This is a genomic window from Pseudodesulfovibrio thermohalotolerans (assembly GCF_021353295.2).
GTDB lineage: Bacteria > Desulfobacterota > Desulfovibrionia > Desulfovibrionales > Desulfovibrionaceae > Pseudodesulfovibrio > Pseudodesulfovibrio thermohalotolerans.
The window spans coordinates 1804801-1820841 of the sequence record NZ_CP120635.1; the positions used below are offsets into that span (position 1 = coordinate 1804801).

The 16041-nt window shown below is 60.1% G+C and carries 15 protein-coding genes; 4 read left to right on the forward strand and 11 right to left on the reverse strand.

Going from position 1 to position 16041, the window contains the following annotated elements; translation table 11 throughout:
• Positions 1–32 precede the first annotated feature (32 nt).
• The 3 genes from LF599_RS08500 to LF599_RS08510 all read left to right on the forward strand — a co-directional run bounded on the left by LF599_RS08500 (position 33) and on the right by LF599_RS08510 (position 3677).
• Entirely contained in the window at positions 33–692 is a 660-nt protein-coding gene (locus LF599_RS08500; protein ID WP_279522989.1) for a nitrite/sulfite reductase domain-containing protein, read from the forward strand.
• A 159-nt stretch (positions 693–851) separates the two neighbouring features.
• Complete coding sequence (trkA, locus tag LF599_RS08505) at positions 852–2219, forward strand: Trk system potassium transporter TrkA (RefSeq protein WP_279522990.1); 1368 nt, start codon at positions 852–854, stop codon at positions 2217–2219.
• Complete coding sequence (locus tag LF599_RS08510; protein WP_269943232.1) at positions 2220–3677, forward strand: TrkH family potassium uptake protein; 1458 nt, start codon at positions 2220–2222, stop codon at positions 3675–3677.
• A gap of 6 nt (positions 3678–3683) precedes the next feature.
• On the opposite strand, the gene LF599_RS08515 is transcribed toward LF599_RS08510, so the two are convergent.
• The 4 genes from LF599_RS08515 to nadC form a co-directional block, all read right to left on the reverse strand.
• Positions 3684–4421 (reverse strand): COG3650 family protein, encoded by a 738-nt coding sequence (locus tag LF599_RS08515; RefSeq protein WP_279522991.1) that lies wholly within the window; start codon positions 4419–4421, stop codon positions 3684–3686.
• Positions 4422–4526: 105 nt separating this feature from the next.
• A complete protein-coding gene (gene nadB / locus LF599_RS08520) occupies positions 4527–6113 on the reverse strand; it encodes an L-aspartate oxidase (RefSeq protein ID WP_279522992.1) in 1587 nt (528 codons plus the stop codon).
• A 26-nt stretch (positions 6114–6139) separates the two neighbouring features.
• Positions 6140–7180 carry a quinolinate synthase NadA gene (gene nadA / locus LF599_RS08525; protein ID WP_279522993.1) on the reverse strand — a complete coding sequence of 347 codons (1041 nt, stop codon included), beginning with the start codon at positions 7178–7180 and terminating at the stop codon, positions 6140–6142.
• Between the two features lie 11 nt (positions 7181–7191).
• Positions 7192–8061 carry a carboxylating nicotinate-nucleotide diphosphorylase gene (gene nadC / locus LF599_RS08530; RefSeq protein ID WP_279522994.1) on the reverse strand — a complete coding sequence of 290 codons (870 nt, stop codon included), beginning with the start codon at positions 8059–8061 and terminating at the stop codon, positions 7192–7194.
• 159 nt (positions 8062–8220) lie between these two features.
• On the opposite strand from nadC, the gene mgtE reads away from it, so the two are divergent.
• Positions 8221–9558, forward strand: coding sequence for a magnesium transporter (gene mgtE, locus LF599_RS08535; protein ID WP_279522995.1), 1338 nt, complete (start codon positions 8221–8223; stop codon positions 9556–9558).
• An 81-nt stretch (positions 9559–9639) separates the two neighbouring features.
• Here mgtE and LF599_RS08540 read toward each other — a convergent pair whose 3' ends face one another.
• The 7 genes from LF599_RS08540 to ileS are packed head-to-tail and all read right to left on the reverse strand — an operon-like array spanning position 9640 to position 15954.
• Positions 9640–10377 carry a protein phosphatase CheZ gene (locus tag LF599_RS08540; RefSeq protein ID WP_269943234.1) on the reverse strand — a complete coding sequence of 246 codons (738 nt, stop codon included), beginning with the start codon at positions 10375–10377 and terminating at the stop codon, positions 9640–9642.
• Positions 10378–10395: 18 nt separating this feature from the next.
• Positions 10396–10914 carry a PilZ domain-containing protein gene (locus tag LF599_RS08545; protein WP_279522996.1) on the reverse strand — a complete coding sequence of 173 codons (519 nt, stop codon included), beginning with the start codon at positions 10912–10914 and terminating at the stop codon, positions 10396–10398.
• A gap of 17 nt (positions 10915–10931) precedes the next feature.
• Complete coding sequence (locus LF599_RS08550; RefSeq protein ID WP_269943236.1) at positions 10932–11375, reverse strand: NIL domain-containing protein; 444 nt, start codon at positions 11373–11375, stop codon at positions 10932–10934.
• 48 nt (positions 11376–11423) lie between these two features.
• Positions 11424–12398, reverse strand: coding sequence for a tetratricopeptide repeat protein (locus tag LF599_RS08555; protein ID WP_279522997.1), 975 nt, complete (start codon positions 12396–12398; stop codon positions 11424–11426).
• Positions 12395–12619: a PLD nuclease N-terminal domain-containing protein gene (locus tag LF599_RS08560; protein WP_279522998.1), complete on the reverse strand. Its 225-nt coding sequence runs from the start codon at positions 12617–12619 to the stop codon at positions 12395–12397. The genes LF599_RS08555 and LF599_RS08560 overlap by 4 nt, the downstream gene beginning before the upstream one ends.
• 12 nt (positions 12620–12631) lie before the next feature.
• On the reverse strand, positions 12632–13132 hold the full coding sequence (lspA, locus tag LF599_RS08565; protein WP_269943239.1) for a signal peptidase II: 501 nt from the start codon (positions 13130–13132) through the stop codon (positions 12632–12634).
• 5 nt (positions 13133–13137) lie between these two features.
• Positions 13138–15954 (reverse strand): isoleucine--tRNA ligase, encoded by a 2817-nt coding sequence (gene ileS / locus LF599_RS08570; RefSeq protein ID WP_279522999.1) that lies wholly within the window; start codon positions 15952–15954, stop codon positions 13138–13140.
• Between the last annotated feature and the right edge of the window lie 87 nt (positions 15955–16041).

Consider the following 16041-nt stretch of genomic DNA (forward strand, 5'->3'; position numbering starts at 1 on the left):
GCCCTTCAGGACGCGGGGAGGAGAAAATTGCTGTGAATATTAAGGAATACTTGGAGCAATTGCCCGAAGGGGCGGTGCGGCAACGCAAGGACGGCTCCTACACGGTCGTACCGCGTATCCGTATGGGACGGCTCGACGCCGAGCTTCTGGACGCCGTCAACCGCGCTGTGCGGCAATTCGGTTTGGGCGGGGTACGGCTGGCCGCGAACCAGCGTTTGATGATCGACGGCGTGCCCGAATCCGCTCTGCGAGGGGTGGTCGAGGCCGTCGGGGCAGTGGGCGATCCATGCGCTTGCCCGGTCCAAGCCTGCCCCGGAGCGGCCGGGTGCAGGCGCGGCTTGCAGGACTCCACGGCCATGGCGGATCGATTGGAGAAGGTGCTGGCCGCTTTTGAGTTTCCCGCCAAGCTCAAGGCGAGCGTGTCCGGATGCCCCATGTGTTGCGCTGAACCCATGGTCCGCGATGTGGGCCTTTTCGGCGGCAAACGGGGCTGGACGGTGGCTTTCGGCGGTAACAGCGGGCGGCGTGTGCGGCAGGGTGATGTCCTGGCTGAGAACGTTTCCGAAGAGGAAGCGTTCGCGGTTATTGGCAAGGTTCTGGCCTTTTACGTGGAAAATGCAAAGAAAAAGGAACGGACCGCCCGGTTCATGGAACGGGTCGGCTTCGACGCCGCAAGAGCGGCGATCCTTTGATTCAATCCTTGGAAAATGGCGGCGGGACGCGGTTTTTCGCGACCGTTAGCTGTTTCTTAACGGTCGGATATTATTGATTCGGACTGCTTGCCGCAATGTTGCGCTGGCGTGAAAACACGGGTAAACATATGTTGTTTTCACTCAATTAAGGAGCATCATTTGCGGGTCATCATCATCGGTGCCGGCGAGGTCGGCTATCACCTCGCGCAGCGGCTGGCCGTGGAGAACAAGGAAGTCGTGGTCGTGGATACCAGCGACGAGGCGCTGCGCAAGGTCGCCGAGAGTTCGGACGTCCAGACTATCAAGGGCTCGGGTTCCAGCCCCAGGATTCTGGCCGAGGCGGGTGTCGCCGAGGCCGACATCTTTTTGGCCGTGACCGACTCGGACGAGATCAACATTATCAGTTGCTACTATGCGAGTATGCTCAGCCAGGGCGTGACCAAGCTCGCCCGCATCCGTAGCGAGATGTATACGGATTACGGTCATCTGCTCACGGAGCGGGGGGCCAACATCACCAAGATCATCAACCCCGACGAAGAGGTGGTGAACTCGGTGCTTCGGCTCATGAGTGTGCCGGGGGCGGTGGAGATCAACGAATTTGCGGGCGGCAAGATCCGTCTCATCGGCATCCATCTGCCTGACCACAGCCCGATCATGGGTAGCCAGCTCATTCATCTGCGCGACAAGATCGGCGACGATCTGCGATTGGTCATAGCGGCCATAGTCCGCAACGACCAGCTCATCATCCCCGGCGGACTCGATGTGCTCAAGCCCGGCGATCTGGTCTATTTCGTCTGCGACATCCGCGACCAGGATGAAATCATGGCCCGGCTGGGCGTGGCCGACGACCCGGTTCGCAAGGTCCTGATTATCGGCGGCGGCAACATCGGCTTCCGTCTGGCCAAGGCGTTGGACAACAAGTACTACCACACCCGGCTGCTCGAAAATCAGCAGAAGCGGTGCGAATATCTCTCCGAGCATCTGGATCGGCCCATCGTGCTCATGGGCGACTCCACGGATCAGGAAATCCTGCGCGAAGAGAACATCCAGGACATGGACATGGTCATCGCCGTGACCGGCGACGAGGAGACCAACATCCTTTCCTGCTTGCTGGCCAAGAGTCTCGGAGCCCGGCGCACCGTCACGCGCGTCAACAATTTTGGATATATGCCGCTTATCGAGCCTATCGGCATCGACTACGTGGTCTGCCCCAGGCTGTCGGCCATCAACTCATTGCTGCATTACATCCGGCGCGGAAAGATCATTTCCTCGGTTTCCATCAAGGGCGAAGAGGCGGAAGCGCTGGAGGCCGTGGCCCTGGAGGATTCCCCCATCGTGGGCAAGGCCGTCCGGGATCTCGGTTTTCCCAGAGGAAGCCTGGTTCTTTGTTTTCAGCGCGGCGACGAGGTTGTCATTCCCCGCGGCGATAGCGTGGTTCAGCCCAATGACCGTCTCATAATCATCTCCACTCGCCAGAACATTCCCAAGGTGGAGCGAGTCCTGACCACAAAGGTGGAGTTCTTCTAAATGCGTTGGCGCTATGTGCTGCACGTCATCGGGGCGTTGGTGGCCTGTGTCGGACTGACCATGGCCCTGCCTTTGGCGTGGGGGCTTTACTATGGCGACGGCACGGCCGCTCCCTTGGGCATGTCGATGGCCATTACGGTCTTTGTGGGTGGAACGGCCTTTCTGATTTTCCGTCACAGCTCGCACAAGACTTCTATCATGACCCACCGCGAAGGCATGGCCATCGTGGCGCTCGGCTGGTTCGCCGCCGGAGCCTTCGGAGGACTTCCGTTTTATTTGGGCGGGATTTTCGAGTCGGTCGTGGATTGCGTTTTCGAGTCCCTGTCGGGGTTCAGCACCACCGGGTCGTCCGTGCTCGCCGACATTGAGTCCGTGCCGCGCGGCCTGCTTTTCTGGCGCAGCCTGACCCATTGGCTCGGCGGCATGGGCATCATCGTTCTTTCCCTGGCCATCCTGCCGTTTTTGGGCGTGGGCGGAATGCAGCTCTACAGGGCCGAGGTGCCCGGACCGTCGCCGGACAAGCTCAAGCCGCGCATCAAAGACACGGCCATGACCCTCTGGAAGGTCTACGTTCTGTTCAGCGCGCTCGAAACCGTGTTGCTCATGTTCGGCGGCATGGATTTCTTCGACGCCCTTTGCCACACCTTCGGAACCATGGCCACAGGCGGATTCTCCACCAAGAACGCTTCTGTGGCCGGATTCGACAGTGCCTACATCGACTATGTCATCACCATATTCATGCTTATTGCGGGCGTGAACTTTTCCCTGCACTACCTGATGCTCAAGTGGAAGCCCTCGGCCATGCTCAAGGACCCGGAATTCCGTGTCTTTGCGTGCATGGTGCTGGTTTTCATCGTTATTTTGACAACGGCTGTGCTCATCTCCGGCAACTACGACAACCCGGCCGATGCGGTGCGCTACACTTCGTTCCAGGTGGCCTCCATTCTGACCACCACGGGATTCGCCACGGCTGACTATGAACTGTGGCCAGGATTGGCCCAGGCCATCCTGCTGCTATGCATGTTTGTGGGCGGTTGTGCGGGGTCCACGGGCGGCGGCATGAAGGTCATGCGTATCATGCTGCTGTTCAAGCAGTCCTACCAGGAGCTTTTCCGGCTCATTCATCCCCGTTCCGTGAGTCACGTGAAGATGGGCCATACCGTGGTCAAGGATGACGTCATCAGAGGCGTCTGGGGCTTCGCCTTCCTTTGGGTGGGTCTCTTGATTCTGGCCGCCTTCGTGGTCGCCGCCACCGGCGTGGACGTGGTCACATCCCTGGCCGCGTCCCTGGCGTGCATCGGAAATATCGGTCCCGGCATCGGCGGAGTGGGGCCGACGGACAATTTCGCCTGGATGCCGGACGCGGCCAAGTGGGTCCTGACCTTTTGCATGGTCCTGGGCCGTCTGGAAATCTATACCGTCATCATTCTCTTCGTGCCCGAATTCTGGCGCAAGTAGCGGCGGCTACAGATCGCCCTTGACCGCGCACCCTTTGTAGGCCGCGCCGTCCACCACGGCCTCGGCCTGCCAGCCGAACTGTTCTCCGCTCATGGTGTCCATGCAGACGCCGCGGGTCAGGGTCAGGCTGACGTTGTCGCCCGTGAATACGGCGTCGTCCCCGGATCGCGTGGTCGAGACGCCGGTGAAACGGCGCGGTTCGGGGGAGTCCATCGTGGTCAGTGAAAGCGTTCCCGGCGTGACCCTCATGGTCCAACCGGGTTCATTGCCCATGGCCTTGAAAGAGAATTCGCCGAACCGTTCGCGGCATCCCCAGCTTTCCCCAACGGCCGAGGCATGGAGGAGTTCCCAGGCGGTCAGGCCCACGGAGGAAGGGGCTGAGGTTCCGAGGATTTCAGTGAAGATGGGACCTTTCGAATCCGGCGAGAACAGCTTCATGGCCGCTTGCAGTCGGCCTTTTGTTTCATCCCGGACGGGCAGGGCGATCTGTCCTCCGCAAAGGGTCAGGACAAGGCCGTTGTCCTGAGCCGCAAGTAGCCCTCTGAATGTCTCAATTTTCTCTAGACTTTTTCCAGACTCGTTGCTGTACGCGGGTTTCCCGGCGGATTCGGCTTGTTTCGATAATATGTTGTTGCTCTCGCCGGATGGGGCGGAGCATCCTGTCGACAGGATGGAAAATGCGGCCAGGAAAAGTAAAAAGAAGCGGGAAAAGAAGTTGTTGGATGGGGATTTCGATATGTGCATTGGAGACCTCGTCATGTTTTTCTGAGCCTATACCGAAGAAGAGGCCCGCGCCATCCCCGGGGGGACGGCGCGGGCCGTATGAGCCGTTGATGGGACTTGGGCAGCCTAGTCGATGCGGTGGTGGCATCCTACTGTTTTCTGGTTGCGCAGGGCGGCCTGGGTAATGATGTAGGCCGTCTGGGAACCGTGGAAGAGATCGATGATGGATTTGCTCAATTCCGTCTCGCGATAGAAATCCTGAAGGTTCTTGGTCAGCTTGTGCAGGTCCACATAGGCGCGGTTCAGGCGATTGCTCGTGCGGGTGACGCCCACGTAGTTCCACATGGTGTTGCGGATGTTGGACCAGTCCTGCGCGATGAGCGCAGGGTCCTCGTCGTGGATGCCGTGGGGAACCCAGTCCGGAATGGCGTCGAGGAGCTTGCGGGGCAGGCTGGAACTCCGGTTGAGGCGCATGGCCATGTCCTGTCCGGCCGAATGCCCCCAGAGCATTCCTTCCAGGAGCGAGGTGCTGGCCAGCCGGTTGGCGCCGTGAACGCCGGTGCAGCTGCATTCGCCTGCCGCGTAGAGGTGGTCCAGAGTGGTGCGCGCTCTGTTGTCCACCAGGATGCCGCCGCAGAAATAGTGCGCTGCCGGGACCACGGGAACCGGGTCCGTGGCCATGTTAATGCCCATTTTGCGGCACCGCTCGGAAATGGTCGGGAATCGCTTGGTGACGTCCTGCTTGATTCCGGAACAGTCCAGGTAGACGCAGTCGTCGTCCGTGTTCAGCATCTCTTCCATGATGGCCCGCGTGACGATGTCGCGGGGAGCCAGGTCCGCGCGGGGATCATGGTTGGGCATGAAACGTTCGCCACGTGAGTTGACCAGAACGGCTCCCTCGCCGCGCACGGCCTCGGAAACCAGGAAGCGCCGTTCTCCGCGTTTGGTGCCGCCATAGAGGGCTGTGGGGTGGAACTGCACATATTCACAGTTCATCAGCCGGGTCCCGGCGCGATGGGCCATGGCAAGGCCCGAGCCTATGGACCCCGAGGTGTTGGTGGTGTGCAGATAAATCTGCCCGATGCCGCCGGTGGCCAGCAGGGTGTACTTGGACAGGATGGTTTCGACCTTGCCCACCTGATCGTTGAATACGTAGGCCCCGACGCATTGGTTGGACAGGTTGTACTGGAAGTCCAGATGCCGGGCGTGGTGCTGGGTGGTCAGGAGGTCGATTGCGGTGCGCTGGGTCAGCACACGGATGTTGGGGTGCTCCTCAACGGCGTTGGAGAGCACTTCCATGATGTTCCGGCCGGTGTGGTCGTCGCAGTAGAGAATGCGCGCCAGGGAATGGCCGCCCTCGCGGGTCAGGTACCAGTCGCCCGGTTTGCGCTGGTTGAAGGGTATCTTGTATTTTTCGAGGAAGAGTTCTTTGAGGACTACCGGCCCCTTGCGGGAGATGAAACGCACCGCTCGGGAATAGTTGTGTTTCCAGCCCGCGGTAAGGATATCTTTTTCCAGTATCCTGGGGTCGTCGTGCTCGTTGCGGTAGACGATGCCCCCTTGCGCGAGGGAAGTGTTGCCGGTTTTCAGGTCGACCCCGGCAGTGATTAGGATGACGTCGCGCCCCTGGTCGGCCAGGGTGAGGGCGGCCACGGAACCGGCGATGCCGGAACCGATGATCAAAGCGTCGGATTGCAGGCGGAAATCGTTCATGGCTAATGGTGTAGCACCAGGCACGGCTAGGAGCAAACAGCGAGCATTCTTTCCAGGGCAAGCTTGGCGGGCTCCCGGATGGCGTTGCTCACCGTGACGGGTGTGGCTGTGTCGAGGGTTTGCAGGGTATGGGCGAGTTTTTCGATTGTGATCTTGCCCATGTCCTCGCACAAGGCAGTGAGCAGGGGTTTGATGGTTTTTTGTCCGGCGTGCCGTGCGGCGAGCCGCTTCACGAGATTTTCCTCGGTGCCGATATACACGGTGGACCCGGCCGGAGCCTCTTCCGCATATTTGATGAGGAAGGAGGTGGAGCCGTTGCCGTCCGTTTCGCGTACGACCGCAGGAGAGCATTCCGGGTGGACCACGATCTTCGCCTCGGGCTCGTTTTTACGGATGGCGCGCACGGCGTCCAGAGTGAAGGCTTCGTGGATGGGGCAGTAGCCGGGCCAGAGGAACAGCTTTTTGCCGTCGGCGGTCTCGGGGTCAATGAACAGCCCGGGGTCGCCGTGGATGACATCGGCAGGAAGAATGAGTCGCTGCTTCTCGGGGATGCCGAGCACGTCGGCGGTGTTGTTGCCGAGGTGCTGGTCGGGCAGGAACAGGACGGCGTCGCCCTGCGACATGGCCCAGTCGAGCATGATTCGGGCGTTGGCGGAAGTGCATACCGAGCCGCCGTGTTCCCCTACGACGCCTTTCACGGCGGCGGAGGAGTTTACGTAGGTCAGCGGGACTATCCTGCGCCCATTCTCTTCAAGGGTGTCGAGGGTCTTGCGCACGCGGCTCGCTTCGGCCATGTCGGCCATGGGGCAGGATGCGGTGACGTCGGGTATGTGGATTTTCTGGCCGGGGCGGCTCAGGATGGCGGCGGACTCGGCCATGAAGAAGACTCCGCAGAAGACCACGTGATCGGCCTTCAGGCCGTGAATCTTGCGGGCCAGTTCCAGGGAGTCGCCCCTTATGTCCGTGCAGTCGATGACGGCGTCGGACTGGTAGTGATGGCCGAGGATGGCCAGGGAGTCGCCCAGGGCGTCCTTTATCCGAAAAATGGTTTCCTTGGCGTTTTCCACAGTGTTCCTCTTTATCGCAACGGCACGAATTGCATACTGAAATCGGAACTGGGCGCGGAGTGGGTCAGTTTACCCACCGAAATGAAGTCCGGTCCGAGTTCAGCGATGCTGCGGATGTTATCCAAGGAGACGTTGCCGCTGATTTCCGTCTCGATGTTTTCGGGGATCATGGACAGTGCGGCCTTGGTGGCCTCGGTGCCCATGTTGTCCAGCATGATGCGCTTGATGTCGCACTTGCAGGCTTCCTGTACCTCTTCGATGGTCCGGCATTCCACCTCGATGGGCGGACAGGGGGAATGGACCGTCTGAAGTTGATGCACGGCCTCGGTGATGGAGCCGGCCCGGTCGATGTGGTTGTCCTTGAGCATGAGCATCTCGGACAGGGTCAGGCGATGGTTTTTTCCGCCGCCGGCCAGAACCGCGTATTTCTCGGGGAAGCGCAGGCAGGGAAGAGTCTTGCGCGTGTCGAGCAGGGTAGTTCCCGTACCTTTGAGGGCTTCCACGTACTGCGCGGTCAGGTTGGCTACGCCGGACATGTGGCACAGGAAATTGAGGATGATCCGTTCAGCCTTGAGAAGGTGGATGGCCGGGCCTTGCAGCGCGGCGACCATGGTTCCTTCGGATACGGTTTCGCCGTCGTCCACGTTGAGGTGAGCCTGACAGCCCTCGCCGCCGAATTCAAGGATCATCGGGATGATCGGCAGACCGGCGACAACGGTTTTCTGTTTCGCCACGATCATGGCCTGGGCCATGTCGGAATCGGTAAAAAGGCCCTGGCTGGTCAGGTCTGAGCCGTCCTCTGCCAGGGCGATGCGGATGGTGGCCAGCAGGAACATCCTGGCTTCGGCCTGGAAAAAATCGTCGAAAAGATTGCTAGGCATGGCTTAGTCCATATATTTGCAGGTAGATGTTGGCAAGTAAGTCACGGATGGTCTTTCGTCAAGGGGGTGCGCGGTTGATGAAATATTTCACATTAATATCACGGGACGAAAGCCCGATTGCTTTGACCTGGAGCCTGTTTTGAGCTAGGTATCCAGCGCATGAGCGTAGAAGAAAAAGAGGAAAAAATCACTCATCCGGTCGACGGGGCGGACGGCCTGTCCGGTGTGGACTTCGATCAGCATCCCGCTGACGCAGCCGAGACTATTGAAGGTCTCGACATCGCCGATCAGGTCAAGTTCATTAAGCAGTTGCCCATCAAGGACGCGGCCGAGTCCATCGCGGAGATGGACGACCTCGACCAGAAAGCGCTCATCAGCAACCTTAACCGGGGGCTGGCTGCCCGCATCGTCGAGGAGATGGCTCCGGATGACGCCACCGACCTTCTGGACGGATTGGGCGAAGATCTGCAAAAGGCCCTGCTCAGCCGAGTGGCCGCCGAGGATCGGGCGGAGCTCAAGACGCTCCTGACCTTCGATCCCGATACTGCGGGCGGCGTCATGAACACCGAGGTGGTCATCCTCGACCAGGACCTGAACGCGGACGAAGCCGTGGCCAAGATTCGCGAGGAGGTCGAGGACAAGGAAATTCCGTACTACGCCTACCTCGTGGACAAGAAGGACCGGCTGGTGGGCGTCGTCTCCCTGCGCGACCTGATGCTCGCCAAGCGCGGAGCGATTCTCAAGGAGCTGGTCAAAACCCAGAATCTCATCACTGTGGGCTACAACGAAGACAAGGAAGAGGTGGCCCACCTTATCGCCCGCTATAATTTCCTGGCCCTGCCCGTTGTGGATTTCGGCAATCGCCTTCTCGGCGTCGTCACCGTCGACGACGTCATCGACATCATTCATGAAGAGGCTTCCGAGGACATGCAGGCCATGGTTGGCGCGGGCGCGGACGAAACCACGGATTCCCCGTGGTCTTATTCTGTCCGTATGCGTCTGCCCTGGCTCATCCTCAACATGATTTTTTCCGCCATTTCGGCCTGGGTGGTCCATCTTTTTGAAGGCAACATCGCCCAGATGGCGGTGCTTGCCGTGCTTATGCCCGTTGTCGCCAACCAGGCGGGCAACACCGGGCAGCAGGCCCTGGCCGTCATGATCCGCCAGTTGGCCATGGAGCGTTTTGACCGCAAGCGGGCGTGGATAGCCGTGCTTCGCGAGTTGCGCATCGGATTCATGAACGGCATGATTATTTCGATGCTGGTTTTCTGCGTGGTCCTTCTGGTTACCCACAAACCGTTGCTGGCCCTGGTCATGGGGGTGGCTCTCTGCGTGGACATGCTTCTCGGCGCGCTCGCCGGGGCGTCCATCCCGCTCCTGCTCAAGGAGTTGGGCCGTGATCCGGCCCAGGCGTCGAGTATCTTCCTGACCACCATCACCGACTCCATGGGCTTTCTGGTTTTGCTCGGCCTGGCCGGGATGGTCCTGCTGAGATGAAAGGAACGGATTGAAAAGACAATGAAAAAGAGGCGCCCCGGATATCCGGGGCGCCTCTTTTTCATTTGATTTGTTCGGGGATCAGTCCAGGCCGAGGGAGGCGAGGAGGTCGTCCACGTCGTGCTGGTTGGTGCCTTCGGACGGCCCCTGGAGTTTGGATGTGGCCTCGGTCTTGGCCTCCTGGGACAGTTCCTCGAAGTCCTTTTCCGGCTCGGCTTCGCGCTGACGGATCATCAGCCCGGTGGAGAGCATGACTTCGCGGACGATCTGTTCGATCTGGCGGATGGAATTGATGATCCGTTTGATGCGCTGTCCAGTCAGGTCCTGAAAGCTCAGTGAAACCATGATGTTGGACAAATCCGAGCCAAGCGTTTTGTTGATTTCCTTGAGCTTTTCCCGGCTTTCGCGGGTCACGCCGCCCGATTCGAACCCTTTGACGATGCTGGATACGGACCCTTGCAGGCTTTGGAGTTTCTCGACGATGTCGATGATTTCCACGGCCGCTTTTTCGGTGGTCTGGAGTACCGCGTCCAACTGGTCCGAGGTTTCGGAAAAAAGCTCCTCGGGGTCGATGTCGGCGGTGATGGTCTTGATCTCGGTGCCGCCGCGGGCGGCTTTGACTTCCTGATAGATTTTCTTGAGGCCGCCTTGCAGGTCTTCGTTGACCCGTCGGTAGAATTCGCCTTCCAGCAAAGCCTTGGACAGGTTTCTGGCGATCTCCCTTTCTACGGAAGCGGCTATGGTCCCCTTGAGGCTGGCTACAAGCTGGTCGGAGACCTTTTCCATCAGCTCCTTCACCAATTCATCATTGCTGGTCATGCGTCTGCTCCGGGACGGCTACATTTTGGAGTTGCGAATCTGTTCCCTTTGTTCCTTGAAGACGAATTGCACTATGGCTTCCATGTCCGAGCCGCGCAGGTCCACGAATTCGAAGCGGTACAGTCCCGTGTCGGACTCTTGCTCCAGGATGCGTCCCTTGCTGCCTGCCAGGCGCAGAGGAGCCTGGCTGAGGTAGATGATGATCTCCAGGGAAGCGCCGATGTCGAATCGCTCCCTGGACCGGAACTTCACCCCGGCCGCGGATATTTCCATGACCTCCACGGGAATGGAGAAATCGGTCTTGACGGAGTCCTGGCCGAGCATGGATATGACCTGGTCGAGCTTGCGGTCCATTTCCGCGAGAAAGGTGGTCACTTCCTCGGGGAGCTTGCTCTTCTTGACGAAATCGGCCCGTGAGACAGGCTGCGGCATGGAGTCGCCAGTGAATATCTGGGGTGAATCCAGGGACTCCATGACCCGGGCCTGAGCCTTCAGCCTGACCTGTATCCTAGAGAATGAACGTTTCTCCTCACTCATGGGACCCCCTTGGCGGCTCAGGGCCTGCCGTATTCATCCATGTCGAGCGTCATGCATTTGACCGGGCAGACGCGGGTGCACATGCCGCAGGCCGAACATTTGTCCACGTCGAAGACGACCTTCAAGGTCTCGCGGTCCAGGGTCAGGGCGTCGGTGGGGCACATGGCCGTACAGACGCCGCAATGGATGCACGAGTCGTCGTTGCGGAAAATCTTGTGCGCTACCGGGGTGATGCGCACGCCGTTCTCCTTGAGGTAGCCGATGCCCTTGCGGAAGGTGTCTTCCCGGCCGGAAACCTCAAGGGTCATGGTGCCTTCGTGTCGCGGGCTGATATCCGCCTTGAGGATGTTGAAGCTCAGGTCGAACTTGCGGAGCAGGTTGCAAACCACGGGTCTGCCGGACACTTCCGGCGGAAACGAAAGATAGACGATTTTTCTGAAACCATTCTTGGTCTGGGTCATGGGATTTTCCTGAATGCCTTCATGGCACGTTCGGCGCTAGGGCCGCAATTATTTCATTTTATCCAGAGACCGTTTCGCCTGCGTGGCTTCGACGGACTTGGGAAAGTTCTGAATCACTTCCTGGAAACGCATCTTGGCCAACTCGGGCTTGCCGATGTGTTCCCAGGAGTAGCCAGCCCGGAGCAGGGCGGATTTGTACTTGGAGCTTTTTTTGTACTTCTCGATGACGTCTTCGTAGAGGATGACCGCCCGGGCGTAGTCCTTGAGCATGTAGTAGCACTGGCCCTGCCAGAAAACCGCGCTGGGCGTGAAGGCGTGTCCCTTGAAGGTGTCGGTGAACTCGGCCCAGTAAGAGCGGGCGCGTTCGTAGTTGCCGTCCTTGTACAGGGCGTATGCCTTGTCGTAGAGCGCCTTGGCCGGGTCGTTGTCGGCCTGAGGCGCGGAATCGTTCTTGTCGGCGGCAGCGGCTGTCCCCACGGCAGCGGCGGCACCGGCGGCAGCGCCGTTTTCGGCAGACTTGGCCTCGGCTTGACCCGCCAGAGGCGCATTCGCCTCGGGCGTTGCGGCGGGGAGGGCCGCAGCCATGGCCGCGTTGCGCTCTTCACGAATCTTGGGCAGATCGACCTGAAGCTGGTTCTCCATGGCGAATTCCACTTCGGAAAGCCGCCGGGCCAGATCATCCACGGTCACGGCGGAATCGGCTGCACCGACCTGCCGGTCCATGCGGATGTTCAGGTTGTCCATCTCGCCCCGCATCTTGGCGATTTCGGTGCGCAGGGACTGGATTTCGGCCCACATGTCGGCGGATCTTTCGCGGATGGGGTTGTTGGACTGCTCGATTTCTTCCTTGAGCTGCTGCCGGGATTCGGCCAGTTCGGCTTCGAGCTGGCGAATGCGGTTGCGGTCCTGCTGCCGGTCGGATTGTATGGCTTCCACGTCGGTCCTGGTGGCGCAGCCGGACAGGGCCGAGATGCTCAATATCGCCAAAAACAAGCTGAATATACAGGTCTTTTTTATCGTCATTGCAAGCTCCCTCTTTTTCTGCCGAGGAAAAGATACGTCAGAGCGCCCAGAATGGGAATGAAAATGCAAATCTGCATCCACAGGCTTTTTTCCGCCGAGGATTCGAAGTGCCGTTTCCAGACGTCCAGGATCGACCAGGCGCTAAAGGAAAAGCAGGCGCCGACGGCGATCAGCACGATGGCCCACTGGGTCGGGGTCAGGGCCGTGAAGTCTGCGAACATGATACGTTCTCCTTAGGAAGGGCGCGACGCCTTCCGGGTGTCTCCTCGGTGTATCAGCGTGGAGACGATGATGCAGCCCGCGCCCACGGTCAGGGCGCTGTCGGCCACGTTGAAGGCGGGCCAGTGATAGCTGCCCGCGTAGAAGTCGAGGAAGTCGATGACCGAACCGAGCCAGATGCGGTCGATAGCGTTGCCGACGGCTCCGCCCGCTATCATGCCCAGTCCGGAAAGCATCCAGCGGTCCTCATCCCTGGTCAGGCGGATCATATAGGCGATGACCGCCACCGCCGCCAGGGAGATAAGGATGAACAGGGGACGCTGCCAGTCGATGTTGTCGTCGTCCAGAAAACCCCAGGCCGCGCCCTTGTTGAGGACGTGGACCAGGTTGAACAGGCCGGGAATGACCTCTCTCCCGGTCCACACCGGCATGAGGTTGTGGACCAGGAGTTTGGTGATCTGGTCGAGCACCACGGTGCCCGCCGCCCATATGGCTGCCAGCTTGTACTTGTTCATGGAATCTAGGCGAGTTTCTTCAGCACCGCCGTGCAGCGCGGACATGCGTCGGGGTGGGCCGGGTCGGTGCCCAGGTTTTCGGCGATGCGCCAGCACCGTTCGCACTTTTCACCCGGCGCGGCCTCGACAGCCACTTGCAGCCCCTCGATTTCTTCACTCTCAAAGGCGTCGGCAGGAGCGTTCTCGGGCTCGTCCAGAATCAGCTTGGAGATGATGAAGAACTCGCGCGGGTCGATGTCCTCGGTGGACACCAGGTCGAGGATTTCCTCCTCGGCGTAGAGGGTCACCTGGGCGTCCAGGGACTTGCCGATGACGCGATCCTTGCGCTTGGGCTCGATGGCCTTGTTCACCTCGGACCGGACCAGGGCCAGCATTTCCCAACGGGCACGTTCCTCGCCGGACAGTTCGGGGCGGTCCGCCGCAAAGCGCAGGGCGAAGACCGTCTTGTCCTGGGGCAGGGCCCGCTTGATGGCTTCGGGCAGCGCCTGGAAGGCTTCCTCGGCGGTGAAGGACAGGACCGGAGCCATGTCTTCGAGGAGCATGAGCAGGATCTGCCAGAGCACGGTCTGGGCGGAGCGGCGCTTGAGGCCGTCCTCTTCCTCCACGTACAGGCGGTCCTTGATGATGTCGAGATAGAAGGCGGACAGGTCGACCACGCAGAGGTTGTGCAGGGTGTGGTAGACCTTGTGGAATTCGAATTCGCGGTATGCCTTGCGGATGGAATCGTGCTGGCGCACGACCATGTCCAGGGCGTAGCGGTCGAGCGGCAGCATATCGGCCACGTCCACCTTGTTCGCCGGGTCGAAGTCGTTGAGGTTCGACAGCAGGTAGCGGCAGGTGTTGCGGATGCGGCGGTATGCGTCAACAAGCCTGTTCAGGGTCTCGTCCGAGATGCGGATGTCCTCCTGATAGTTGGAGGCCGACACCCACATGCGCAGGATTTCCGCGCCGAATTTGTCGATGATCTCCTGCGGCGCAATGACGTTGCCGATGGATTTGGACATCTTGCGGCCCTCGGCGTCCACCACGTACCCGTGGGTCAGGACGGTCTTGTAGGGCGGGACGTCGCGCGTACCGACCGAAGCGAGCAGGGAGGAATGGAACCAGCCGCGATGCTGGTCGGAGCCTTCAAGATAGAGGTCCGCCGGGAAGCGGGTTTCCTTGCGCTGCTCGACCACGGCGGCATAGCTGGTGCCGGAGTCGAACCAGACGTCCAGGATGTCGGTTTCACGCCGCCAGTGGACTCCGCCGCACTTGGGGCAGGTCAGTCCCTCGGGCACGATCTCCTCCAGCGGGGCCTCGAACCAGTAGTCGCAGCCGGTTTCGTTGGCCGCGTACTTGTCGCAGATGTCATAGACCCATTTCGCGTCGAACCAGGTTTCGTCGCAGTCCTCGCAGATGAGCGCGGAGATGGGCACGCCCCAGTTGCGCTGACGGGAGATGCACCAGTCGGGCCGGTTCTCGACCATGCTGTGGATGCGCTCCTCGCCCCAGGAGGGGACCCATTTCACTTCGTTGCGAATGGCGTTGAGCGCGCGTTTGCGCAGGTCGTTCTCGTCCATGCCGATGAACCACTGGGTGGTGGCCCGGAAGATGACCGGCTGCTTGCAGCGCCAGCAGTGCGGGTAGGAGTGGGTGATCTTTTCGGAGGCCATCAGGTTGCCCAGTTCGGTCAGCTTTTCGATGACCTTGGGGTTGGCGTCCCAGACGTTCAAGCCGGCGAAGTGTTCGACTTCCTTTAGGAACTCGCCCTTGTTGTTCATGGGCGAGTAGATTTCCAGGCCGTACTTCAGGCCGGTCTCAAAGTCCTCGCGGCCATGGCCCGGAGCGGTGTGGACGCAACCCGTGCCAGTGTCGAGGGTGACGTAGTCGGCCAGGACCACGGGAGATTCGCGGTCGTAGATGGGGTGCTTGGCTTTCAGGCCCTCAAGGTCGCCGCCCCGGAACGTCGCCAGGGTCTCGAAGGATTCCCAGCCGAACTTTGCGGCGCAGGATTCGAGCAGCCCTTCGGCCAGGACGTAGAAGTCGTCTCCCGCCTTGACCAGCACGTAGTCGAAGTCCGGATGCACGGCCACGGCCATGTTGTCGGGAATGGTCCACGGGGTGGTGGTCCAGATGAGAATGTACAGCTTGGAGATGTCTACGTCGGCGATCTTCTTGAAATTCTCGTCGGCCATGGGGAAGCGGACATAGATGGACGGGGAGGTATGGTCCTCGTATTCCACTTCGGCCTCGGCCAGGGCTGTGTGGCAGTCGCAGCACCAATAGATGGGCTTCTTGCCGCGCACAACGCCGTCGCGCTCCATGAATCGGCCCAGTTCGCGGGCAGTGGCCGCCTCGTACTGGGGGTTCATGGTCATGTAGGGATCATCCCACACGCCGAACACACCGAGCCTCTTGAATTCCGCGCGCTGGGTGTCCAGCCACTTGGCCGCGTAGGAGCGGCAGATCTTGCGGATGGTGAGGGTGTCGAGTTCCTTGTTCTTCTTTTTCAGCTCCTGCTCGACCTTGTGCTCAATGGGCAGGCCGTGGCAGTCCCAGCCGGGCACGTACTCGGCCTTCTGGCCCTGGATGTTCCGGGATTTGACGATGATGTCCTTGAGGACCTTGTTCAGGGCCGTGCCCATGTGAATGTGCCCGTTGGCGTACGGAGGACCGTCGTGCAGCACGTACCTGTCGTCGGCGTCACCGGCCGCGATCATTTCATCGTAGGCCTTGGTCTCTTCCCAGAACTTGAGCATTTCGGGCTCGCGTTGCTTGAGGTTGGCCTTCATGGGGAACGAAGTTTTGGGCAGGAGCAGGGTTTTTTTGTAGTCGCTCATGGATTTTCGAGTCCTCCGGGAACCGTATATTTCTTTAGATGAAAGTGTCCATTTTTGTGAGACCGCGTAGATTGGTATAAGCCGGGC

What these genes read in the sequence shown, in the direction of transcription:
- mgtE (WP_279522995.1), top strand. Translation starts at nt 8,221, where the DNA reads ATGAGCGTAGAAGAAAAAGAGGAAAAAATCACTCATCCGGTCGACGGG.
- LF599_RS08510 (WP_269943232.1), top strand. Translation starts at nt 2,220, where the DNA reads ATGCGTTGGCGCTATGTGCTGCACGTCATCGGGGCGTTGGTGGCCTGT.
- LF599_RS08545 (WP_279522996.1), bottom strand. Translation starts at nt 10,914, where the DNA reads ATGAGTGAGGAGAAACGTTCATTCTCTAGGATACAGGTCAGGCTGAAG.
- LF599_RS08515 (WP_279522991.1), bottom strand. Translation starts at nt 4,421, where the DNA reads ATGCACATATCGAAATCCCCATCCAACAACTTCTTTTCCCGCTTCTTT.
- nadC (WP_279522994.1), bottom strand. Translation starts at nt 8,061, where the DNA reads ATGCCTAGCAATCTTTTCGACGATTTTTTCCAGGCCGAAGCCAGGATG.
- LF599_RS08540 (WP_269943234.1), bottom strand. Translation starts at nt 10,377, where the DNA reads ATGACCAGCAATGATGAATTGGTGAAGGAGCTGATGGAAAAGGTCTCC.
- LF599_RS08555 (WP_279522997.1), bottom strand. Translation starts at nt 12,398, where the DNA reads ATGACGATAAAAAAGACCTGTATATTCAGCTTGTTTTTGGCGATATTG.
- nadB (WP_279522992.1), bottom strand. Translation starts at nt 6,113, where the DNA reads ATGAACGATTTCCGCCTGCAATCCGACGCTTTGATCATCGGTTCCGGC.
- ileS (WP_279522999.1), bottom strand. Translation starts at nt 15,954, where the DNA reads ATGAGCGACTACAAAAAAACCCTGCTCCTGCCCAAAACTTCGTTCCCC.
- lspA (WP_269943239.1), bottom strand. Translation starts at nt 13,132, where the DNA reads ATGAACAAGTACAAGCTGGCAGCCATATGGGCGGCGGGCACCGTGGTG.
- LF599_RS08550 (WP_269943236.1), bottom strand. Translation starts at nt 11,375, where the DNA reads ATGACCCAGACCAAGAATGGTTTCAGAAAAATCGTCTATCTTTCGTTT.
- LF599_RS08560 (WP_279522998.1), bottom strand. Translation starts at nt 12,619, where the DNA reads ATGTTCGCAGACTTCACGGCCCTGACCCCGACCCAGTGGGCCATCGTG.